This window comes from Helicobacter sp. 23-1046 (genome assembly GCF_053654635.1).
This window is the reverse complement of sequence record NZ_JBSIUS010000003.1, coordinates 65,460-89,465: the sequence shown is the minus strand read 5'-3', so window position 1 is coordinate 89,465 and position 24,006 is coordinate 65,460. Positions and strand designations below refer to the sequence as shown.

Sequence of the window (24,006 nt, the reverse complement as noted above, 5' to 3'; positions counted from 1 at the left end):
TTTGGCAAGATTATCACAAAGGTATTATCAATGCAAGACACACAAAATATCCGCAATATCGCCGTTATCGCTCACGTAGACCACGGCAAGACGACATTAGTAGATGGGCTTTTAAGCCAATCAGGCACATTTAGCGAGCGCGAAAAAGTCGATGAGCGCGTAATGGATAGCAACGACTTAGAAAAAGAGCGCGGTATCACAATCCTCTCCAAAAACACCGCCATAAACTACAAAGGCACGAAAATCAACATTATCGACACGCCCGGACACGCGGACTTTGGAGGCGAAGTAGAGCGCGTGCTAAAAATGGTCGATGGTGTTTTGCTGCTTGTCGATGCGCAAGAGGGCGTGATGCCACAAACCAAATTTGTCGTAAAAAAGGCACTAGGCTTTGGAATCCGCCCCATTGTCGTGGTAAATAAAATCGACAAACCCGCCGCCGAGCCTGATAGAGTGGTAGATGAAGTCTTTGATTTATTCGTGGCGATGGGTGCGAGCGATGAACAGCTAGATTTCCCCGTGATTTATGCAGCGGCGCGGGACGGCTATGCAATCAAGAATCTAGAGGACGAAAAAAAGAATTTAGAGCCGTTGTTTGAGGCGATTTTGCAATCTGTCGCCGCGCCTAGTGGGAGCAGCGAAAATCCGCTCCAAATGCAGGTTTTCACGCTAGATTATGACAACTATGTCGGCAAAATCGGCATTGCGCGGGTGTTTAATGGCGTTGTCAAAAAGGGCGAATCCGTGATGCTTGCCAAGGGGGACGGCACAAAAGAAGTCGGCAAAATCACCAAACTCATCGGCTTTATGGGACTTGCCCGCACCGAGATAGAGAGCGCGGGAGCGGGGGACATTGTCGCTATTGCGGGGTTTAATGCCGTTGATGTGGGGGACTCCATAGTCGATAAGGACAATCCTATGCCACTAGACCCTATGCACTTAGAAGAGCCCACGATGAGCGTGTATTTCGCGGTGAATGATAGCCCGCTCGCCGGCACGGAGGGCAAACATATCACAGCAAACAAAATCAAAGATAGATTGCTCAAAGAAATGCAGACAAATATCGCAATGCGGTGCGAGGAAATGGGCGAGGGGAAATTCCGCGTGAGTGGGAGAGGCGAGCTACAAATCACTATTTTAGCGGAGAATCTTAGGCGCGAGGGCTTTGAGTTTAGCATTTCACGCCCTGAAGTGATAATCAAAGAAGAAGAGGGCGTAAAAAAAGAGCCCTTTGAGCATTTGGTAATCGACACGCCACAGGACTTTAGCGGGACGATTATCGAGCGACTTGGGCGCAGAAAGGCAGAAATGAAAGCGATGAATCCTATGGGCGATGGATTTACGCGATTAGAGTTTGAAATCCCTGCGCGGGGGCTTATCGGCTATCGTAGCGAGTTTTTGACCGATACCAAAGGCGAGGGGGTGATGAATCATAGCTTTTTAGAGTTTCGCGCATTTAGCGGGAGCGTGGAGTCGCGCAAAAATGGCGCACTCATCTCTATGGAAGCAGGCGAGGCGACAGGATTTTCGCTTTTTAATATTCAAGAGAGAGGGGTGCTATTTATCGCGCCACAGGCAAAAGTCTATGTGGGAATGGTGATAGGTGAGCACAGCAGGGACAATGATTTAGATGTCAATCCTATCAAAGCAAAGCACCTTACAAATATGCGCTCTAGCGGGGCAGATGAGGCGATAAAGCTCGTCCCACCGCGTGATTTAACGCTAGAGCGGGCACTCGAGTGGATAGAAGAAGATGAGATTTTAGAAATCACACCGCTAAATCTTAGAATCCGCAAAAAGATTTTAGAGCCAAACTTGCGAAAAAGGGCAAATGCGAAAAAATAAACTAAGTCGGAGTTTGTAGATGTTTTTAAACGATAGTTTTTTGGTGAAAAATTTTGTGTTGCTATTTGTGATAAACTCGCTATACATCACTTTAGCGCAATTTTACAATCTCCCAAAATTTTTTGACTCCTATTGGTTTTATTGCTTTTTCTTCCGTGAGGCAATGCTTTTTTGCACTTATTTTGCGGTGTTTTGTGTGATACATTACATTCCTTTGAAGTGGATACAATCAATAATTGTGAATCTCGCAGTCCTGTTAAGCGTTGTGTTGCTTTTGGTGAATGTTTTTTTAGCCTATAATTTTGGTGGAACGCTTAATGAATATCTCGTGGGAGTCGCCTTTGAGACCAACCCCAATGAATCGCAAGAATTTCTTTTTACATATTTTGATGTATGGCTTATATTATCTTACCTAGCGATTATATCGCTTTTGGCTTTTGTATATATGAGAGGCGATTATATCGCCAAAGCATTGGTTGGGAAAGTAGCACCATTAGATTCTAAAAAGTCATTGAGGGGGGGGGGCAGAGTTGTTTGGGTGATATTTATCGCCCTGCTTGTTCTGCTTATCGCTATCCACATTTTTCGCTTACGCCCCCCAGATGAGCGTCAAAGTGATGTGCTCTACAACGCCACTACCTCTATTTATAGTGCGTTTAAAAAAGTCCGTGAGCAAATCCGCCAATTTGAAAATTTAGCCATAGACTTTGAGGGCTCTATTAAAGACATTGGATTCTCTCCCATACAAACCAAAGACAAAATTGACACCGTTGCCTTAATCATTGGAGAATCTGCGCAACGAAATTTAATGCAACTTTATGGTTACTACCTGCCAAACACGCCCAACCTCATCGCCCTACGCCAAAACTCACCAAAAAATTTGCTTGTTTTTACTGATGTTATCTCCTCTCAAGTTACCACTTCAGAATCTCTCTCGCAAACACTCACTTTCGCCAATCAAGAGGATTTACACACGCCTTGGCACACGCACTTAAATATCATCGATATAGCAAGGCTTGCAGGATACAAAACCATTGGCATTTCTAACCAAGAGCGTTATAGCGTGTGGGCGAAAGCAAGCACAAGTATTTTTAATCGTAATGACGAACTCCATTGGCTAAGCATAAGCTCTTCTTTTGATGGTTCAAAGCCAGATGGCAATATCCTGCCCATTTTAGATAAATCTCTCCAACAAAATGAAAAAGAAAATGTGTTTATTACTCTGCATTTAATGGGTAACCACGCCACTTATTACAAACGCTATCCAAAAACATTTGATATTTTCACTCAAAAAGACATAACAAGCCAGCGAGGAGCAAAAACTATCGCTGAGTATGCCAATGCCACTGCTTATAATGACTTTGTGTTGAGCGAAATATTCAAGCGACTTGAACAAGGCGATAGCATTGTCTTTTATTTCTCCGACCACGGCGAAGAGGTATTTGATAGCCTTAATATGGGCGGACATAATGATATTACCATTTCACGCTTTATGCTTGAGATTCCATTTATTATTTATGTAAGTGATACATTTATACGCAAGCACCCACAAACTTACGCAAGGCTTAAAGCCGCGCAAAATACACCATTTATGAATGATGACTTTATCCACGCGTTTATTGATATTTTGGGATTCCACATTGATGGCTTTGAGCCACACCGCAGTCTATTTAGCACCGATTTCACTCCACGCAAAAGAATGGTGGGACTAAGGGCAAACAAAGATTATGACGCAGAGCTCAAGTCTCAACAAAGGCTGCCATAATGTTTGTGTTTAATTTTCTAAAGAAGCCAAAACAAACAGGCGCGATACTGCCTAGCTCTAAAAAGCTCGCTCTTGCCATCACACACGGCATCGCTTTAGAATCTGCAACCCACATTGTAGAGCTTGGGGCTGGCACAGGCGCATTTACACAAGCAATAGTGCAAAAAAAGAATAAGAATGCGCAATTTTTGGCTATCGAAATCAACGAAAAAATGGCGCAAAAACTTGCTAAAAAAATTAGCAATGTGGATATAGAAGTAAATTGTGCGCAGAATCTCAAAGAAATTTTAGCCCAAAAAGACATACAAAAAGTTGATTGCATTATTTCTGGTTTGCCTTGGACATTTTTCAAAGATACACAACAAGATGAACTCTTAGCTATGATTTATGAATGTCTCAATGAGGGTGGATATTTTGTGGCGTTTGTTTATGCCTTTGCATTCTCGCCATTTCGCAGGAGAAAATTTGCAAAGAAACTTACCAAAACATTCGGCAATGTGGAGATTCCAAAAATTGTGTGGAAAAACTTCCCCCCAGCTATTATTTATAGATGTAAAAAGTAAGTGTGGATTGGAGTGTCTTGTTTGGGTTATTTGCAAATCAAAACATACGCCCAAAAGCCTACTGTTAGACAAATATGAAAATTTTTCATTGCCCTTGCCAATAGTGCGAGATTCTCATTTTTGCCACATTTTTTTCCTAAAAATTGCTCCAAAATTTGGGTATAATATCGCTCTATTTTAACAACACGAAGTTTGATTCTGTGATGCTCACGCTTACCCCAAATATCGTGGTTTTAGAGCTTTTATTAGAAATTGCAGTTGCCTGATTTTAAGAGATTTTAACCCAAAGCCTCTTAGCAAAGCAATCTATCTTAAAATTACAAATGATTCTAAGGAGAGAGAATGGATACATTTTTGGAGGGCGTTGCTTTTCGGCACGCTTGCAAAATTTTTGATGAAGAGAAAAAAATCCCAACTGAAGTATTTGAAAATATTTTACAAGTGGGGCTTAATGCGCCAAGTTCCTTTGGTATGGAGCCTACACGCATAATGGTGATAAAAAATCCAAAGGTTAGGCAAGACATACAACCACTTTGTTGGAATCAAGCTCAAATCACTACTGCAAGCGAGCTTGTAATTTTTAAAACCCTCACTACACAGCTTATCCCGCCAAGTAACTATATAAAGCAAGCTATGGCACGCAAGCAAAAAATACCCGAACAACTCAAAGCCTATGAAGAACGCTATACAAACTACCTCAAAGACAAAGGTTATGATGAATATAAGATTGGCTATTGGGCGGCATTACAAAGCTATATCACCGCGACTGCGATGATGGATTACGCTTCATATCTAAAGATTGATACTTGTATGATTGAGGGCTTTGAAAAAGTCCCATTAGAGCAGTATTTTAAGCTAGATAGTGCGGAGCAAATCACGCTTTTGCTGGCGTTTGGATATAGGATTAAGCCCCAGAGCAAGCGATACCGCATTGCTTTAGATGAATTTATAGAATATAAATAAAGGAGAATGTATGCTAAACACATTTACTGTAATCAAACGAGATGGACGCATTGAAACACTAGATGTCTCTAAAATCAAAAAATATACCTCAAGTGCCACAGAAAACTTGGAGGGCGTGAGCTCAAGCGAGTTAGAACTTGATGCAAAAATCCACTTTAAAGACAAAATCACCACTGGCGAAATCCAAAATACCCTTATCCAAACTGCTGTGGATAAAATTGATGTCGATGCGCCAAATTGGACTTTTGTCGCAGCAAGACTTTTCCTCTATGACCTCTATCATAAAGTTAGTCGCTTCACAGGCTATAAGCATTTACGCAATTACTTTGAAAATACAGAATCTCAAGGCAAAATCGTGCGTGGATTAAAAGAAAAATTTGATTTAGATTTGCTAGATTCTCACATTCAGCCAGAGCGGGATTTGCAGTTTAATTATCTTGGTATTAAAACGCTCTATGACCGCTACTTGCTAAAAGATAAAGACAATCAACCCATTGAGCTACCTCAGCATATGTTTATGGCAATCGCGATGTTTCTCGCGCAAAATGAAAAAGACAACAATGAGTGGGCAATCAAATTCTACGATATGATTTCTAAATTTGAGGTGATTTGTGCCACGCCCACGCTTGCAAACGCACGCACACCGCGTCATCAGCTAAGCTCTTGCTATGTGGGGAGCACGCCTGATAATATCGAGGGAATCTTTGATGCCTACAAAGAAATGGCGTTGCTAAGCAAGTATGGTGGTGGAATCGGCTGGGATTATTCTAAGGTGCGCGGACTTGGAAGTTTTATCGATGGGCATAAAAACGCTGCGGGTGGCGTTGTGCCATTTTTAAAAATCACCAACGATGTTGCCATTGCGGTTGACCAGCTCGGCACGCGCAAAGGCGCAATCGCCACTTACTTAGAAGTGTGGCATTATGATGTAAATGAATTTATCGATTTGCGTAAGAACTCTGGCGAAGAGAGACGCCGAACTCACGACTTGTTTCCTGCACTATGGATTTGTGATTTGTTTATGAAACGCGTGGAAGAAGATGGGCGATGGACGCTCTTTGACCCATATCAGTGCCCAGAACTCACAGAACTCTATGGTGAAGAGTTTGAGGCGAAATATATCGAATATGAAAACAATCCAACGCTTATCAAAAGCAATGTAAGCGCAAAAGAGCTATGGAAAAAGATTCTCACCAATTATTTTGAAACAGGAATGCCATTTTTGTGCTTTAAAGATAATGCCAATCGTGTCAATCCAAACGCACACGCTGGAATCATACGAAGCTCAAACCTCTGCACCGAGATTTTCCAAAATACCAAGCCAAATACTTATGTCGTGCAAGTAGAGTTTGAAGATGGAAGTATCGCTGAGTATGCTGAAATGCAAGAAGTAACAACCGACAACAATATTACCAAAAAGGCGAACAAACTTACAAGCATAGATTCTCTTAATGGCAAAAAAGTCTTTATCACGCAAAGAATCTGCAAAGATGAAAATGCTGGAGAGACTGCTGTATGCAATCTAGCGAGCATAAATCTAAGCAAGATTCACACAAAAGAGGACATTGAGCGCGTGTTGCCAATAGCGATTAGAATGCTTGATAATGTCATTGAACTCAATTTCTATCCAAATCGCAAGGTAAAAACCACCAACCTTAAAAATCGCGCCATAGGACTTGGTGTAATGGGTGAAGCACAAATGCTTGCTACACAAAAGATTGAATGGGGAAGCGATGTGCATTTACAAAAAATCGATGAGATTATGGAGTGCATTAGCTTTAATGCCATTAGTGCAAGTAGCGACTTAGCAAAAGAAAAGGGCAAATACGAGCAGTTTGATGGCAGTAATTGGAGCAAAGGCATTTTCCCCATTGATATGGCAAACAAAGAAGCACTCAAACTTGTCAATAGAAGTTTGTTTAAAGATTCTTGTGATTGGAGTTCTTTGCGCCAAAAGGTTAAAGAGCAAGGTATGAGAAATGGCTATCTTATGGCGATTGCTCCTACTAGCTCGATTTCGATTCTCGTTGGCACGACACAGACTATCGAGCCTGTGTATAAACGCAAATGGTTTGAGGAAAACTTAAGTGGCGTGATTCCCGTAGTCGTGCCAAATCTCACACTAGATACTTATAACTTTTACACACCAGCGTATGATTTAGACCAAACACTTATCATAAAAGCCGCTGCCGTGCGACAAAAATGGATAGACCAAGGACAAAGCACTAATATTTTTATGCGCCTTGACAAAGCAGGTGGCAAATACCTTAACGAAATCTATATGCTTGCGTGGAAATTAGGGCTAAAAAGCACCTATTACTTACGCTCACAAAGCCCAGAGATTGATGAGGGGCTTGATACTATGGACAGAAGTATTGAATGCTATAACTGCCAATAGTGTAAATGCACTTCGCCCAAACACCATAGGCGATAGTGTCATCTTAGCCCAAAGTGATACCACGGCGGGCTTTTTATGCAAAAATAGCGCAAGGCTTAATCACATTAAAAACAGAAACCCCAAGACAAAAACACTTATAGAATCTCCCAATCTCGCCACACTAAAAATACTCTCCCGCGTCCCAAACACACATAAAAATCGCATAAGACAAGCGACTCTAAGACAAACTAAAACAACTTTCATTTTCCCAAATGGCAATGCCATTCGCCTTGTATCCCAACCAAAACAACAACGCGTGCTACAAATTTTTGGTGCGCTCTTTTCATCATCAGCTAATACACACAAGGCGGACTTCAAACGCAATGAGGCAATAGCAAAAAGCGATATAGTGGTGCTAGATTCAAGAGATTTGTTTCAAAGCACTCCATCTCAAATCCTACAACTTGGCACACACAAGATGCGCAAGATACGATAGAATCTGTTGTTACAAAAATACATTCACAAAACAAAAACTCCACAAAAAATAAAAAACAATACACATTTCTCTAAAATAAGTGCTATAATCGTGCCTTGTAATAAAAAATAAGGAGTGGCAATGCCTAAAAAACAATCTAAATCAACCACCACGCAAAAATCTCCCAGTAAATCTATCGACAAACCAGCCCTAAGCACGACCAAGCAACAAGGCATTAAAACGAAGTTTAGCCCAAATGACATAAAGGATAAGCAAGGGGATTATGTCATTTTAAACGATGTATTTAGGACTTTTGCCGTGCAGGCTTCTTTTGTGCAGTATTGTGGGAGGCGCGATATTTCTCTTAAAACCAAAATCAAGCCAAGAAATGCGAAGCAAATCCAACACTACACCCAAAGTGAAGATTACAACTCAAATGTGTCATCTGTAACGATGAAAATCAAAGATTTGCTCGAAGTTATCAAGCAAATTAAAGAGTTTGAGCGCACTACACATCTTAAACCCAAAAAACTCCAAGTGATTTTTATGCAACGATTAAATGAGTGGGAGCGATTACAAAACAAAATTGCCAAGCAAGATTCTTAAATCCTCGTCAAATACAGAATCTCCAATCAAAGGAAAGTCGTGGCAAAGCTATACCAACTCTTTTTTATAGGCTTGCTTTTTCTAAGCACACACACACTTGCTCAAAACATTCAATACGACCAGCAAGATTTAGCAGGCATTATTAACAACTACCGCTTTAATGCCAATCTCCCCACACTCCAAAATCACAAAACCCTGCAAAGAATTGCCGATAGAGTGGCGTATTTGCTTGCCTATGATAACACCATTTTAAGGCAAAAATCAACCATTGGCGCGCTGTTTAAAAACATTGATTTAGACATTTCATTTTATCGAGTCTTCGCCACTTATGGCAATATGCAAACCACAGATTTGACAAAACACCTAGTAGAGAAAAACTCCGCTGACATCTTTAGCCAAAAATATGATTATCTTAGCATTGGCTTATATGAAAAAAATAATATGCAATACATAGTCGCGCTCCTTGCCAAAGAAATACAAGACGCCCAAAGTGAAGTCCAAAAAGTTATCGCTCTAACGAACCAAGCCCGCAGAGCGAATGGAATCTACAATGATGTTTTTTATGATGAAGATTTAAGCAGAGCCGCACTGAAAAGAGCAAAAGAAACCGTGCGCTTATTTGACCACAAACGCCCTGATGGTAGGAATTTTTACACGGTGTTTGAGGAGTTTGGCATTGACTACATTGTAAGTGGGGAAAATCTCGCATCTGGGCAAGCAGACGCCTATGAAGTGGTAAATGGTTGGATGAACTCGCCCGGTCATCGCGCTAATATTTTAACCAAAGATTTTGATAGCATTGGGGTTGGATTGTTTTTCTATCAAGGGCAGGCGTATTGGACACAGCTTTTTACCAAACAAGCACAATAGATTCTAAAAACTTCAACTTAAAAAGGCGATAAAATGATACAAGAAGCGATTTTGGCACTCACACAAAGGCAAGATTTAAGCTTCATTCAGGCAAAAGAAGTGATGGATGAGATTATGCAGGGCATTGCCACACCTGTGCAGATGGCGTCATATCTCACCGCATTAAGCCTAAAGGGCGAGAGTATCGATGAAATCACGGGTAGCGCGATGAGTATGCGGGAGCATTGCGTGAGAGTTTTGCATAATCACAATGTGCTTGAAATTGTCGGCACAGGGGGCGATGGCGCAAATTCGTTTAATATCTCTACCACCGCGTCCCTTGTCGTTTCAAGTGCGGGGGTGAGCGTGGCAAAGCACGGCAATCGTGCGGCAAGCTCCAAAAGTGGCGCAGCTGATGTGTTGGAAGCACTTGGCGTAAATATCAATCTCCCGCCCGAGCGCAGTTTGGAGCTAATGCAAACAATCCACATTTGCTTTCTCTTTGCGCAAAATTACCATATCGCTATGCGCTATGTCGCGCCCATTCGCAAAGAGCTAGGCATTAGGACGATTTTTAATATTTTAGGACCACTCTCAAACCCTGCTGGTGCGAATATGGAGCTTATGGGCGTGTATGATGAAAGCCTTGTGAAGCCACTAGCGCGGGTTATGAATAATTTAGGCGTGAAACGCGCAATGGTAGTCTATGGCAAGGATAAACTTGATGAAATCTCAGTGAGCGCGAAAACCGCCGTGTGTGAAGTGATAGAGGGGCAGTTTAGAGAGTATGAAATCGCGCCTAGCGACTTTGGCTATCCACTGCGCCAAAAAGATGAGATTCGCGGGGGCGATGCGGTGCAAAACGCCCAAATCACGCGTGAGATTTTAAGTGGCAAAGAGCGCGGTGCAAAGAGAGAAGCCGTGTGTCTCAACGCTGGAGCTGCGCTGTATGTCGCTAATAAAGTGAGCGATATAGCGCAAGGCGTGAAAATGGCAGAATCGCTGATTGATTCAGGCAAGGCTATGGCGCAATTAGAGCGGTTTATTGTAGAGAGTAATAAAAATTAGATAAGATTCGCAATTAAATTTTTAGATTCAAAGGGGTAAAAATGCGATTCGTATGTGCTATGTTGATTTTTTGTAGTGTGTTGTTTGCCGAAGTGATAGAAGAAATAACACTTAAAGATACGGACATTGTTAAGGCGTATTATGTGGTAAAACCAATCCTTGCAGATAGCTATTATCTCCCGCAAGAAATTGTAATGATGAATGATATTGCCAAAATGTTTGATGATTGGGAAAGTGAAATCTATGGCTATAAAAGCCTTAAGGTGCAATGGCGTAATGAAAACGAAGTAATCATACGCCTAAATGCCTTTGAAAATGGCGAGAAAATCTGCTCTTATAGAAACTATGAAATTTCGTTGTATCAAGTGGGAAATGATACGCAAAGTGTGATAGAATATAGTATGCTGTATCCACAAGATATTGAAAACTATATACAGAATGCTTGTGGGTGTAATTATTTTCGTGGCGAGGAAGCGTATAATAAGGCAAGGCAAAAAGAACTTGATAAAAAAATAGAGCAATATTGTAAGCCATTGCCACAAGTCTATAAAACCTTGCAAGAAAAATATAAAAATCACTCAAAACTGCAAGGGATTCTAAAAAAGGCGAATGATTTGTGAGATAAATCGCCAAAGGCACGAATCTAAAACCGCTCAATGATTCGCTATAATCACACTTTTTAAATTTTAGATTCAAAGGGGTAAAAATGAAAAAATTAAGTTTGGTAATTTTCGTGGCGGTTTTGTCGGTGGTGTTTGTGGCGTGTGGCGATTCAAAGGATTCAAAATATTCGCAAGATTCACGCGAATCGCAAACGATAAATACTAACGATTCACAGGTTGAATCTAACGAATCTAGTGCGGATTCAAGCATAGATTCAAGTGCGAATCCACAAGATTCAAACAAATCTAACAATGAAGCCACACACGCTTTAATCCCAAATCCAAATGATTTACAAAATGCCACTTATACAGAAAAAAGCAATGTGGGTTTTTCGGCGAGATTTATAGGTGATGACATTGCTAAATATAGTGGTGGTTTGTATGGTGGCAATATTTTTTGGGGCAAAACTTTTGTCAAAAATCTCAAAGATTGCAATGATATAAAAAACGCAGATACATACATAGCTTTCAGTGAGGCAAAAGACAGAATTATGAAATTAAAGCATTCTAATTATCCAGCAGAGCGTGTTTATAAAATTTCTTTTATGAGTATTGCTTGGCACGATGATAGTGTGGTGGTTCGTTTTAGTGCAATGGAATCGCAAAACTATCAGGGCAATGATTTAGAGTGTTATCAATCACGCTATCCATTTGGCAATTTCGACTATGATAGGTATCAAAATTTGTATAGTAGCAAAGATGTGATTTATACAAGTTTTACCGAAGATGATGACGAAGATTTACACCTTTTTGAAATATATATCTGTCCAACAAATAAACCATAAAAGCAAAACAATGCGCAAAAATTTATCTTAATACATAAGGGGAGTCAAACAATGAAAAAGTTAAGTTTGTTATTTTTCGTGGCGGTTGTATCGATTGCATTTGTGGCGTGTAAATTTAAATGATTCACACGAATCTAAAAAGTTATTTTTGATTTAAACCGCGTAAATCTAAATTTTACCGCGAATCAAACGCGAATCTAAAAAGCACGAATTTTCGCTACAATCACGCTTTTAAATTTTAAAAATGCAAAGGATTGTAATGCCAAAACTACGATTTCTCGCGCTATTTTTGATTTTCACGCTAAATGTCGCAAATGCGATGACACTAGACTACATACGCAATCATAGCAATATAGAGGATAGAATCGAATGGGGCGATTTTTTTTACCAAAATAAACAGATTTTGTCTATGGCTTCGCTTGAATTGAATATGATTCGCACAAGATTTGAGTTTAAACAAAAAGATTTGCTGTTGCTTAAAGAGTTGCCAAATTTACGCGACAAAGACTACAATGCCTTTGGGATTCCCCTGCCAAAGCAAATCATTTTAGAAGTGCTAGATTTTCATAAAAATCACAATGATGAGTTTTCGCTGTTGGTAAAGCAATATCCATTTAGTCAGCTTATCTTTTCACAATGGCAGACTATCAAACTCTATGAAAAGCACAAAGAGCTAACGCAAAATCCAAAATTAACATACAAAGACTTTATGCGTGAGTATTTTAGATTCACCTATAATGGCAAGATTCTAAACATTTATGAAGCAATCGCCAAAATGAAACTCCAAGAGAAAAATAATGCAGATGATGAAAATTATAGCATTATAAGCAATTATGTAGCATTAGCCGACTATGATGCAATCACACTTTATGATTTTGTGTATGACATTATCCCAAATTCTATCAAACGCGAATTTTTAAAAGATGAATCAACTATGAAAGCCTACTTACCCCTTAAAAGCGAATCATTTGAATACACGCAAAACAATTTTAAAGACAAAACAAAATTACACAAAAATATCTATGGCGATAAGCCTTTCAACGAAAAAAATATCAAAAAAGAGTGGCATACCATAAATGCGCTCAATCTCAAAGGCTATGACATTAACTCAAAAGAGATTCTAATCCCAAAAGTAAAATACGACAAGCTAGGCATAGCATACAATGAGCTTTGGGAGCTAGTGAATGTGAATCAAAAGGATTTGGAGTTGCCAAAAACGCCGATTATTAAAGGCAAAAATGAATTTTTTGTGCATTATAATGATTGGGAAAAGATTATTGTGCGATTTGGGGAATGGAAGGCTAACAATCAAGATTTGCTTTTTCTAAATGAGGATTATAGTCCCACAAAAGATAATATTCTTTGGCAAAAGATAGGTTATCAAGCAATTAGCGTATTTATGCAAAATAATTTTCAAAACAATCAGCCCATATTTGAGTATTGGCGAAAGTTGCATAGAGATAACAAGGACTTTACATTTGATTTTAGGTTGATTGCTTTAGATGATGCCATAGTAAAAGCTAATCTAACGCTAAATACCTATATCGCCTACCGCTTCAATCAAGCATTGGCATTGGCGTTTGTGGGCGCGTATCACAAAGGGGAATAAATGGATATTTTAGCAAAGATTGTCGAATCGACAAAGTTGCGAATCTAACGAATCTAATGCGAATCTAGTGGCGATTCAAAGGATTCACGCAAATCTAAAAAGCGCGAATTTTCGCTACAATCACGCATAAAATTTATGGAGTCGATACGATGAAAAAAGTCTCATTTATCCTATTATTTATCATTTTAGGCTTGGATATTGCAGAGGCAATGTCAATAGGTAGGGCTCGGAATCCAAAAATCCACAACGACTTCTTACGCAATCGAGCCGATAAAGAAATATATTTAGGCATAAATACAGCCATAAATGCTATCAATGATTGGTGTCCAAATGATGAATACCAAATATTAGACCATAAAGTAGGGCTATATTTAGGCAAAATTATTTTTAGCAAAAATAAGCAAGGCATTTTAGCCCCTAAATTTATCCCTTCAAACATAGTAAATATCGCTAATGAGGTGGATAAAATCAATCCCTTATGGCTTGATGAAATAAATAAAAACTATATCCCACCACAAGCACAATACGATGCAATGGTGGGCAATTACACTATATACAACGCCAATAATGTAAAAACGCTTTGCAAAAATAGCAAAGCAAATATTACTTTAACAAAGGAGCAAATCATCTCATATTTCACACAATTACACCAAGAAAACACAGAATTTATCGCAAACTACATAGAATCAATAAATAAAAATCACGGCATTAAAGCCTATCATTTGCACGATAAAATCTATGATGATTTATTATCAAAAGGAATCTTACAAAAAGATATGTTTAAATGGTGGAGTAATGCCCCTAAAGCCCCATATACGCAAGCAATACTACTTACGCTTGACTATCTAGTGAAAAACAATCAACCAAATCATAAAATCTTATTATATGATGAGTTATTTTATGCGTATTTAGTGTGGAGTTTGCGAAACTATACGATTCGTTATTATCAAGGCTATCTCGCAGAAAAAAACAATATGCTATTTAACATAGCTAGCTATATAGATGATGAGAAAATATCACAATATGAGCAGTGGAAATATTTATTTTATAAACTACGAAATTATATTAGTGCCACATATCATAGTAATTTATCACAGGAATTAAAAGATGAAATATTGGGTAGCTCAAACAATGGATGGGAATATGGCTTTTTTAATGTGGAGGCTTCAAACTATATCCCAACTGACGAAAAAGGACACAAAGACATAGATTCTAATGGCTATTATTTTTCTTTTACCTCCCCCAACCAAGCTTTATTTACAAGAGGACAACCTATCACACCCTCCCCACTAGGCAAATACTATTTTGAATTAAGCGATAATAAAAGCGTATTTATCGAATTTTTCCCTAGAATCTACCCTAGCATTACCAATCCCCCAAAAGGCTGGAGCAAAGAAATGATGCAAAAACTAGATTTTAAGTTAGAATAAGGTTACTATGGTGATAAAAATCGCAAAACAAATCAATCACACATTGAAGTGTTGCATATTGCCATTGTTGATATTGCAAATGAATTTATATTCTGGCTGCGCGCTAAATCCACTTAAGGCAGAGTATTTTTACATAAAAGAGCCATTTGATTTTACCAAGCAAGGCAATGTGTATGAAAAGCAATTCACAATGCCACTTGATTTGTGGAGGCACGACCCGCACATTGCCATTCAAATATTTTTTAAGCCCGATACATATTGGAGGGATAGTTATCCCACAGATGATGACAATGACATTAGAGTAGCATTTGAGAATCTCCCTATCCAAAATGGAGCGGATTTTATCAAGCGACTTGATTATATTTGGCGACCTGCAGCTACAAATAAATTTGCCTATGGTTGTCGTCCTATATGCCATTGGGACGATTTGCAAAAGCAAAAGGTTTTAAAGATTTTGCAAAGCTATCACCCAAATCAGTATTTTAAATTTAAGCTCATTTTTACGCCACTAGGCAATCCAAAGCTAAGGCAAGAGCAAATCTTAACGTTGCCATTATATTTTACAACTGCAAAGGGGACTTTAAGGGGGGATTTGTGGAGCGATGAGGGTATCATAACTTTGGCATTATTTGATACAAAAGTTTGGAGTAAATATAGCATCACACTTGAAGTGCTAGAAAACGCGCCTTTGCCAAGTGGCATTACGCCACATATTATCATCACAGGCGCATTTAGGAAATAATAAAGGGGGAATAAATGGATATTTTGACAAAGATTATAAAATCGACAAAGGCACGAGTGGAGCGTGAAAAGGCGCAAATCCCTTTTAATGAAATGCGTGAAAAAGCGCAATCGCTGTATAAAAATCAGCTTAAATCACTTGAATTAAGCGCAGATTCAATGATAAAGCCGCCCTTTGCGTTTGAAAAGGCGTTAGATTCGCGTAGAGATTTAAGCGTGGATTCAAATGCGGATTCACGCTTAAATGTAATAGATTCGCGCCACACAATGCGCTTTATCTGCGAAGTCAAAAAGGCTTCACCATCAAAGGGCATTATCGCGGAGGATTTCCCATACCTCCAAATTGCGCGGGATTATGAGAGTGCGGGAGCGGATTGCATTTCCTGCCTAACTGAGCCAGAGTATTTTTTGGGTGCGGATAGCTATTTGCGCGAGATTGCAAAGGCGGTGAAAATCCCTACTCTACGCAAGGATTTCATCATCGATAGCTATATGATTTATGGTGCGAAAGTTTTGGGTGCGGATTGTGTGTTGCTCATTAGCGAAGTGTTAGAATTAGCGCAAATGGTGGAGTTTTGCGACATTGCAAAATCGCTTGGATTAAGCGTTTTGATAGAATCGCATAGCGAGGGTGCGCTTCAAAATGCGCTCCAAACCTCCGCGAAACTCATCGGCGTAAATAACCGCGACTTGCGGAGCTTCAAAGTGGATTTAGGCACAAGTGTGCGCCTAAAAAAGCTTGTCCCAAAGGACAAAATCTTTGTCAGCGAGTCTGGAATCGCCACAAGAGAGGACATTGCCCTTTTAGAATCGCACGACATAAACGCCGTCCTCATCGGCGAATCGCTAATGCGACAAAGCGACAAAACCCACGCATTAAATCGATTGCGCGGGTTTGAATAAAATTGCAAAATTTTGGCTATAATCCCACAAAAATTTTATAAGGCATAAAGGCACAAAATGACGGCAAATATCGCAATTAGCGCAAATTCTATTTATAACGAGTTGCGTTTAGCCCACTCACTTCAATCAATCGCTGATAAATTATACTTACACACAGGCACATTAAAACGGTGGGAGGCGACACAAAAAATCCCAAATGAATATCTCTATGATTTAAACTTTTTGCTAGGCAATAAATACGACTTACAAAAGGTGGATTTTCGTAGCCACAACGAATTTTTTACCAAAAAAGAAGTGGCAAAATATTGCTTTGAATCATTTTTAAAATTTTTAGATTTTCACAAATTAGATTCTAGCGATTACACATTTATAGAGCCAAGTTGTGGGGATTTGAGCTTTTTTAATCTAATGCCAAAAGATAGGCGAATCGGCATTGATTTGGAGGACAAAAAAGAGTATGAAAACAAAGGCATTTTATGTGAGAATTTTTTGGGATTCACCCCAAAAGAGCGCGAATCTGAATTTAAAAGCAACACAAAATCACGCCAAAAATATATCGTGCTAGGCAATCCACCTTTTGGACTTCGCGGGAATCTAGCTTTGCGTTTTATCAATCACGCGGGGGATTTTGGGGATTCTAAGGATTTGCAAAATGGCGCGGATTTTGTCGCCTTTATCTTGCCTCCGCTTTTTGATAGCGATGGCAAGGGTAGCCCAAAAAAGCGCGTGAGAGACTATGAGCTAGTCCATAGCGAAAAACTCCCGCTAAATAGCTTTGTGTATCCAAATGGCAAGGAAGTCGAAGTGGCGACACTTTTTCAAATTTGGGCGCATAAAAAATTACTTAGCAATAAAACGCTAAATATTGAATCTAATGCGTCAAAAACCTGCAAAGACTTTATCAAAATCTACTCTCTTAGCGATGGCGGGACGAGTTCAAGCACGCGAAATAAAGCAATGCTCTATAAATGCGATTTATACCTGCCTAGCACCTGCTTTCACTCCGCTAGTAAGCCACAGATGAAAATCTACTATGACTTTGAAACGCTCCCACATAGGCGCGGTTATGGCATTGTGATTTTGCGCGAAAATCCACAAGAGAGGGCGCGTATAAAATCCGCGCTAGAATCAATCGATTGGGTAAAAACGAGCTTTTTAGGCACAAATTCTAGCCTAAATCTCCGCACTTCGCTTATCGAAAAAGCGTTGATTGAGCAAGGTTTCTACGATAAAGGCTTAATGTAATGGATATTTTAGAGATTGCAAATGCCGTATTTAGCGAGATTGAGCGCGAAGTAAATGCCACTTCAAAATGGAAAAGCACGAGCAAATACGCACGGATTCGCCACTTGCAAATCGATAAACGCGGAAGCTTTGGCGAACGGCTTTTGCGCGATATTTTTAGCAAAGAGCGCAATATTTCACTTGCCTATCAAGACGGCGACCAAGGGGATTGGGATATTAAAATCAACGATATTCGCGTGGAGGTAAAGACTTCAAGCCTTGATGTGAATGACAAGTTTCAGAATGAGCATATCAAAAACACGGCAAATTGCGATTTTATCTGCTTTATCGGGGTTGCGCCCGATAATCTTTATATGCGGTTAGAAAAAATTAGCGAAATTGATTTTAGCAAGTTGCATAATCGCGGTGAGCGTGGCACGGGTGCGGGATATAAATGGGATTTTAAAAAAGAGCAAATGATAGAGGTAAAAACCCGCGAAGAAGTTGTCGCACTATTTTATGCCAAAATGGGGCTTGATAAAAAAGCGATTAAGAAAAATCTAAAATCAAAACCCTAATGCGCGAATCTAACAAAACCCACGCATTAAACGCCCTAAAAGGCGCGAATCTATAAAGCCAAATTTTGCTACAATATCGCCATAGATTTTACAAAAGGAATGCAAAATGACAATCACGCTAGAAAATGTCGATAACGCAACGCTAGAGGCAATCAAACGCACAATAAAGTAAAATCCACGCGTCCGATGCAAGGTGCAAGATTTAAACATAAAAGCCAAAAAAAGCATTAAAGAAGCGATAGATGAGACTATTGCAGATTTTCAAAAGCCACAAAACTACCCTGTTTTTGAGCGGTTAAAAGATAAATGAATTATTTATCGCTTGAGGACGCCATTGCCTTGCACGATAAAATGATAGAGGTAATGGGCGGATTGCAGGGCTTTGAATCTTCACGCGTAGGCTACTTAGAATCCGCGTTAGAGCATATCAAAAACGATGATTTTTATCCTAACTTTTTGGATAAACTTACGCATTTGGTTTTTTGCTGTGTGAAATTTCACCCATTTTTGGACGGAAATAAACGCAGTGCGATTCTTATTGCAAGGGTTTTTGTGCTGATAAATGCGCCTGAAATTTTGCCAAATGATTTTTATGAAAGACTTGAAAATGTCGTGGTAGGCGTGGCAAATGATGAAATAAACAAAGATTCGCTAAAAGCGATTTTGGCAGAAGTTTTGTCGCTTTAGGTAAAAATTACTAGGATTCGCTTTTAAATTTTAAAAAGGACAAAAACAAATGAAAACATTACGCAAAATCTTTGCGCTCATCGCGCTTTTGGCATTTGGGGCGATAAATGCAAATGCAGTTTGCGATGAGGATTGCGCTATGGATAAAGTCGTAGAATATCTACAAAATCAAGTGAAACAACTAGTAGATGATTCTGATGTGGATTATACAGCGCACATACTCCTTAGTGAAAACAAAAAATTCTCAGGCAAAAAATATGGCTTTGCCCTTGTAGAAGCGAGGAAGGATTTTGACGAGGAATATGGGGTGGAATACACGCACGAGCAAGTAGCTCATTGTGCCGCCATATTCGAATACTTGCCAAACAGAGCCGATACAAATGTGATTTGTAGCAAAGGCATCAACGAGGAAGCGCGCATTGATTTTAAAGACGCATACTTTACCATAGTCTTTGAAATCAACGATTTTAGGGATAGAAATGTGCATAAAAACTACACCACCTATAAATTCATCGATGATGATTTTTATCTGTATCAATATAGCAGGGAGTATTTTAAGGCGAGCGATAAAAAAGGGCAGTTTGTGCTTGATAAAACGGATATTTTTTATCGCCAACCACGCGATGATAAAAACAAATCCGTGCTTATCCCCATAAGCGTGGTAAATCAGCCCTTTAGGGAAAATCTTGAAAAGCAATGCTACAAAAGTGGCAAGTGCAAGGAATAAACGCTAAAATTTGGCATTTAAATTTTTAATTAAGGATAGCGTCTTACAAATACGAATATTATAGAAAGCAAAAATGTAGGGTAGCTCAAAGGCTAGGTTAATGAAAATCAAATTTTGTGGGTTATTTAGGGAGTGTGATATTGAGTTCGCAAACGCGCTAATGCCCGATTTCATCGGCTTTGTGTTTGCGAGGCAATCCAAGCGATTTGTGGATTTTACTTTGGCAAGGGAGCTAAAAGCGCGTTTAGATTCACACATTAAGTCGGTGGGTGTGTTTGTAGATAGTCCTGTGGAGCGCGTTTGTGAAGCGGTGCAACGCAAAATCATCGACATAGTGCAACTTCACGGCAATGAAAATAACGCCTACATTAGCGCGTTGTGCGAATCGTTGCAAAAAGATTATGGCAAGAGTGCGCCCATTATCAAGGCGATTAAAATGCGCGATTCGCGCTCTTTGGGCGAGGCTTTAAAATCAAGCGCGGATTATATCTTGCTAGATAGCGCAAATGCGGGTAGTGGAGTGGCGTTTGAGTGGAATCTTTTGACGCAAAAATTGCACGATTCGCGTATAGATTCACAGAATGCGAATCAAAAAAATGCGGGTTCAAAGATTTGCGGCATAGATTCAAGCGCAAATCACAAAGATTCACAACACTTCGCGCATAACTTTCACTCGCGCTTTTTCCTTGCAGGTGGGATAAATGCGGACAATCTGCCCCGCGCAATGTCGCTCAATCCCTATGCGATTGACATTTCAAGCGGAATCGAATCAAATGGCAAAAAAGATTTTGCTAAAATGCAACAAATTATCAAAACCCTCCGCGCTAGTGGCGAATCCAAATAAGATTCATAGCGGATTCATAGCGACAAAGTGCGGACTTTTACGGCACGATTTTAGATTCTCTATGATTTTGCAATTCGCATAAATCCATTAAATTTTCGCTACAATCACGCTTTTAAAATTTGTGATTCTAAAAAAGGGGGCAAAAAATGAAATTATCCAACAAATGCAAAGTATGTGGCAATAATATAAGCCACTTTAATGCAGAACAAGAAGTGTCGTATGGGGATTGGACAGATGATAATGAAAGAGACAGGGCGCGGGGCTTTAGCATAATAATATGCCCGATATGCAAGACAAAATACAAAACAAAGCCCGTAAATAAAACACACATAACTATCATTATGGTGGCTCTTGGCTTCATAGCTTTGCTTTGCCATATATTATTTGATATAGGCTATTTGGTGGCGTTTTTTGGGATTTTTGTATGCGGAACCGTGGCTGGTTATATCATATTAGACTCGCTTGATAGCACTTTTGAACAAGTCATAGAAAGCGATGAGGCTAATAAAGATAAGGGGATAAAATGAAAAAATCAGTATTTGCATTACTTGTATTGTTTAATTTTTCGTATAGTGAAACGGGCAGATTCTATGGAGATGAAATTGCCCACTGAAATCAAAGATAGATTCAATGCGGTAAATACAAAGGATTTGCGTGAAAATGTGGGCTGTGGCGTTTGGCTTGTTTGGGATTTTGCTAACGCTTTTTGCACTAAATGGCTGTGATTATCCTACGAGCTATAAGGCGTTTGTGCATAGAAGTATGGATAGTGATTATAAAGAATACGAGCGACTTTGTAAAGAGAATCTAGGTAAGGTAGTGTATGCTAGAGCAAGACAAAATCTAACAACAAACAATATAAAGACAAAAAGTTTTATGTGGTTTTTGCCAAATAAACAGATTGTGCCACAGGTTGTAGTGCTTTCAGATTCTAGCACGGCTCGTGCATTTTATATAAAAATCATAGGATTTCATTATGATACATTATGGAATAAATTTTACCCAGAACTATTTATAATGCCACATAGCGAAACGAAATATTTGTATTGTGGAGCAAATTTAGAAGATTCTATCAATGAAATTAAGCAAGAAGCAATGAACAATAATAGCGATATTGGCGAGATATTTAATGATGAAAATGGCTTTGATTCATATACGCCTTATATGTTGAAAATATTATTTAAAGAGAAATCAAATGACTTACAATAAAAAATACTCACTTAGAATCTATGGTAAAATTAGCACAAGCAAACTATGGGTATTTTCACTTAAAATTTAAGGATTATAAATGAACAAAGCATATTTTGGAGCGTTTGGTGGGCAGTTTATCCCTGAAACGCTGATGAATTGCGTCATAGAGTTAGAGAGGGCGTATAATTTTTATAAAAACGACAAGGGCTTTAATGCCGAGCTAACCGAACTTTTTAATGGCTATGCGAATCGCCCCTCCCCACTCTATCACGCTAAAAAACTTAGCGCGGATTTAGGTGTGAAAATCTACCTTAAACGCGAAGATTTAAACCACACAGGCTCACACAAGATAAACAATGTGCTTGGACAAGCCCTACTAGCGCAAAAAATGGGCAAGACGCGCATAATCGCCGAGACAGGCGCAGGACAGCACGGCGTGGCTACGGCTACGGCAGCGGCACTTTTGGGGTTGGAGTGCGAGATTTTTATGGGTGCGGAGGATTGTATCCGTCAAGCGTTAAATGTCTATCGTATGCGCCTTTTGGGCGCGAAAGTCAATCCTGTGAAAAGCGGGACTGCCACGCTAAAAGACGCTGTAAATGAGACACTTAAAGAATGGACTACGCGAATCGATGATACGCACTATGTGCTAGGGAGTGTTATGGGACCACACCCGTTTCCCACGATTGTGCGCGACTTTCAATCGGTGATTTCGCGCGAGAGTAGAGAGCAGATTTTAGCGTTACAATCGCGTCTGCCAAGTATGGTGATTGCGTGTGTGGGCGGTGGAAGCAATGCAATAGGAAGCTTTTATCACTTTTTAGAGGACAAAGAAGTCGCATTAGTGGGCGTGGAAGCCGCAGGGCGTGGCATTGAGACGAATGAAACGGCAGCAACCATTAGCACGGGCAAAGCGGGAATCTTTCACGGAATGAAGTCGCTCTTTTGCCAAGATGAATTTGGGCAAATCGCACCTGTATATAGCATAAGCGCGGGGTTGGATTATCCGGGCGTGGGACCAGAGCACGCATTTTTGCACTCACAAAATCGCGCCAAATACGAGGCGATTACCGATGATGAAGCGGTGAGCGCGTTTGAGTATCTCTCGCGCATAGAGGGGATAATCCCCGCTATCGAATCTGCTCACGCGATTGCGTATTTGCGAAAAGTCGCGCCAACTTTGCCAAAAGATTCGCTAGTGATAGTTACGCTATCAGGGCGCGGGGATAAGGACTGCGCAGCGATTGCACGCTATCGCAATGAATCTTTGGAGGGCGAAATTTATGAGTAATTTTAGTGAGATTTTTGCCAAACGCAAGGGCTTTGTGGCGTTTATTACTTACGGCTATCCTAGCATTGAAGCGAGTGAAAAATTGCTTGAAGTTATGGCGCAAAATGGCGTGGATTTGATTGAAATCGGTATCCCATTCTCCGACCCCACAGCGGAGGGCGCAATCATCGCAAACGCCAATGAAATCGCGCTAAAAAATGGCATAAATACGGATACAATCTTTGAATCTTTAAGGCGTGTGCGGGAGCGTGTGAGCGCGAATTTATCCTTTATGACTTATGCAAATGTCGTGTTTTCTTATGGTAAAGAGCGGTTTATCGCGCAAATGCGGGAGTTGGGAATGTGTGCGCTGATTTTGCCCGATGTGCCTTTTGAGGAAAAGGGCGAGTTTGAGAGCGAATGCAGGGCAAATGGCGTGGATTTGATTTCTTTTATCGCTCCTACGAGCGTGGATTCTGCAGATAGAATGGCGCGAATCGTGCGCGAGGCAAGGGGCTTTATTTATTGTGTGAGTTCGCTTGGCGTAACGGGAATGCGTGAAAATGTCGGCGTGGGTGTGCGCGAAATGGTGGCACAAATAAAGCAGATTCGCGCAGATATTCCTGTGGCAGTGGGATTTGGCATATCAAATGCGCAAAAAGCGCGTGAAATAGCAGAGTTTGCCGATGCCATAATCATCGGTAGCGCGATTGTAAAGCTATGTGAGAGTGAAAAAGATTGCGTGCAAAAAGTCGGCGCGTTTGTCAAAGAAATGCGAGAAGCGTTAGATTTATAAAAATACCATAAAAATTGCCAACACTAAATGCACCTCACAAATTACTTT

At 39.9% G+C, this 24,006-nt stretch carries 24 protein-coding genes; all 24 read left to right on the top strand.

Features of this window, described 5'->3' with window-relative positions; translation table 11 throughout:
* Positions 1-30 precede the first annotated feature (30 nt).
* The gene (gene typA, locus ACWIUJ_RS08125; RefSeq protein ID WP_454149896.1) at positions 31-1,845 is read left to right on the top strand and encodes a translational GTPase TypA; all 1,815 of its coding nucleotides are present in this window, start codon (positions 31-33) and stop codon (positions 1,843-1,845) included.
* 196 nt (positions 1,846-2,041) lie between these two features.
* Positions 2,042-3,610, top strand: a complete 1,569-nt coding sequence (locus ACWIUJ_RS08120; protein ID WP_454170152.1) for a phosphoethanolamine transferase — start codon at positions 2,042-2,044, stop codon at positions 3,608-3,610.
* Positions 3,610-4,173 carry a class I SAM-dependent methyltransferase gene (locus ACWIUJ_RS08115; RefSeq protein ID WP_454170150.1) on the top strand — a complete coding sequence of 188 codons (564 nt, stop codon included), beginning with the start codon at positions 3,610-3,612 and terminating at the stop codon, positions 4,171-4,173. Before ACWIUJ_RS08120 ends, ACWIUJ_RS08115 begins: the two co-directional genes overlap by 1 nt.
* Positions 4,174-4,515: 342 nt before the next feature.
* Complete coding sequence (locus ACWIUJ_RS08110; protein ID WP_454170149.1) at positions 4,516-5,136, top strand: NAD(P)H-dependent oxidoreductase; 621 nt, start codon at positions 4,516-4,518, stop codon at positions 5,134-5,136.
* A 10-nt stretch (positions 5,137-5,146) separates the two neighbouring features.
* A complete protein-coding gene (locus tag ACWIUJ_RS08105; protein ID WP_454170147.1) occupies positions 5,147-7,534 on the top strand; it encodes a ribonucleoside-diphosphate reductase subunit alpha in 2,388 nt (795 codons plus the stop codon).
* Entirely contained in the window at positions 7,512-8,009 is a 498-nt protein-coding gene (locus tag ACWIUJ_RS08100; RefSeq protein WP_454170145.1) for a Sua5 YciO YrdC YwlC family protein, read from the top strand. The genes ACWIUJ_RS08105 and ACWIUJ_RS08100 overlap by 23 nt, the downstream gene beginning before the upstream one ends.
* A gap of 120 nt (positions 8,010-8,129) precedes the next feature.
* Positions 8,130-8,594 (top strand): hypothetical protein, encoded by a 465-nt coding sequence (locus ACWIUJ_RS08095; protein ID WP_454149908.1) that lies wholly within the window; start codon positions 8,130-8,132, stop codon positions 8,592-8,594.
* 39 nt (positions 8,595-8,633) lie between these two features.
* A complete protein-coding gene (locus ACWIUJ_RS08090) occupies positions 8,634-9,464 on the top strand; it encodes a CAP domain-containing protein (RefSeq protein ID WP_454170143.1) in 831 nt (276 codons plus the stop codon).
* Between the two features lie 33 nt (positions 9,465-9,497).
* Positions 9,498-10,511, top strand: coding sequence for an anthranilate phosphoribosyltransferase (trpD, locus tag ACWIUJ_RS08085; protein ID WP_454170141.1), 1,014 nt, complete (start codon positions 9,498-9,500; stop codon positions 10,509-10,511).
* A 41-nt stretch (positions 10,512-10,552) separates the two neighbouring features.
* The gene (locus tag ACWIUJ_RS08080) at positions 10,553-11,131 is read left to right on the top strand and encodes a hypothetical protein (RefSeq protein WP_454170139.1); all 579 of its coding nucleotides are present in this window, start codon (positions 10,553-10,555) and stop codon (positions 11,129-11,131) included.
* Positions 11,132-11,217: 86 nt separating this feature from the next.
* The gene (locus tag ACWIUJ_RS08075) at positions 11,218-11,958 is read left to right on the top strand and encodes a hypothetical protein (RefSeq protein WP_454170137.1); all 741 of its coding nucleotides are present in this window, start codon (positions 11,218-11,220) and stop codon (positions 11,956-11,958) included.
* Positions 11,959-12,217: 259 nt separating this feature from the next.
* Positions 12,218-13,567 (top strand): hypothetical protein, encoded by a 1,350-nt coding sequence (locus tag ACWIUJ_RS08070; RefSeq protein WP_454170135.1) that lies wholly within the window; start codon positions 12,218-12,220, stop codon positions 13,565-13,567.
* 149 nt (positions 13,568-13,716) lie between these two features.
* On the top strand, positions 13,717-14,997 hold the full coding sequence (locus ACWIUJ_RS08065; RefSeq protein WP_454170133.1) for a hypothetical protein: 1,281 nt from the start codon (positions 13,717-13,719) through the stop codon (positions 14,995-14,997).
* Positions 14,998-15,007: 10 nt separating this feature from the next.
* Positions 15,008-15,739, top strand: coding sequence for a hypothetical protein (locus ACWIUJ_RS08060; protein WP_454170131.1), 732 nt, complete (start codon positions 15,008-15,010; stop codon positions 15,737-15,739).
* A gap of 14 nt (positions 15,740-15,753) precedes the next feature.
* Entirely contained in the window at positions 15,754-16,641 is an 888-nt protein-coding gene (trpC, locus tag ACWIUJ_RS08055) for an indole-3-glycerol phosphate synthase TrpC (protein ID WP_454170129.1), read from the top strand.
* A 57-nt stretch (positions 16,642-16,698) separates the two neighbouring features.
* Positions 16,699-17,886, top strand: coding sequence for a restriction endonuclease subunit M (locus tag ACWIUJ_RS08050; protein ID WP_454170127.1), 1,188 nt, complete (start codon positions 16,699-16,701; stop codon positions 17,884-17,886).
* Positions 17,886-18,443: a hypothetical protein gene (locus tag ACWIUJ_RS08045; RefSeq protein WP_454170125.1), complete on the top strand. Its 558-nt coding sequence runs from the start codon at positions 17,886-17,888 to the stop codon at positions 18,441-18,443. The genes ACWIUJ_RS08050 and ACWIUJ_RS08045 overlap by 1 nt, the downstream gene beginning before the upstream one ends.
* A 306-nt stretch (positions 18,444-18,749) precedes the next feature.
* Complete coding sequence (locus tag ACWIUJ_RS08040) at positions 18,750-19,130, top strand: type II toxin-antitoxin system death-on-curing family toxin (protein ID WP_454170123.1); 381 nt, start codon at positions 18,750-18,752, stop codon at positions 19,128-19,130.
* Between the two features lie 49 nt (positions 19,131-19,179).
* Positions 19,180-19,857 (top strand): hypothetical protein, encoded by a 678-nt coding sequence (locus ACWIUJ_RS08035; protein WP_454170121.1) that lies wholly within the window; start codon positions 19,180-19,182, stop codon positions 19,855-19,857.
* Between the two features lie 100 nt (positions 19,858-19,957).
* Entirely contained in the window at positions 19,958-20,701 is a 744-nt protein-coding gene (locus ACWIUJ_RS08030) for a phosphoribosylanthranilate isomerase (protein ID WP_454170119.1), read from the top strand.
* Between the two features lie 146 nt (positions 20,702-20,847).
* Positions 20,848-21,228, top strand: a complete 381-nt coding sequence (locus ACWIUJ_RS08025) for a hypothetical protein (RefSeq protein ID WP_454170117.1) — start codon at positions 20,848-20,850, stop codon at positions 21,226-21,228.
* Positions 21,229-21,355: 127 nt separating this feature from the next.
* Positions 21,356-21,910 (top strand): hypothetical protein, encoded by a 555-nt coding sequence (locus tag ACWIUJ_RS08020; RefSeq protein ID WP_454170115.1) that lies wholly within the window; start codon positions 21,356-21,358, stop codon positions 21,908-21,910.
* A gap of 79 nt (positions 21,911-21,989) precedes the next feature.
* Positions 21,990-23,183: a tryptophan synthase subunit beta gene (gene trpB / locus ACWIUJ_RS08015; protein ID WP_454170114.1), complete on the top strand. Its 1,194-nt coding sequence runs from the start codon at positions 21,990-21,992 to the stop codon at positions 23,181-23,183.
* The gene (trpA, locus tag ACWIUJ_RS08010; RefSeq protein WP_454170112.1) at positions 23,176-23,958 is read left to right on the top strand and encodes a tryptophan synthase subunit alpha; all 783 of its coding nucleotides are present in this window, start codon (positions 23,176-23,178) and stop codon (positions 23,956-23,958) included. Before trpB ends, trpA begins: the two co-directional genes overlap by 8 nt.
* The last annotated feature ends 48 nt before the right edge of the window (positions 23,959-24,006 follow it).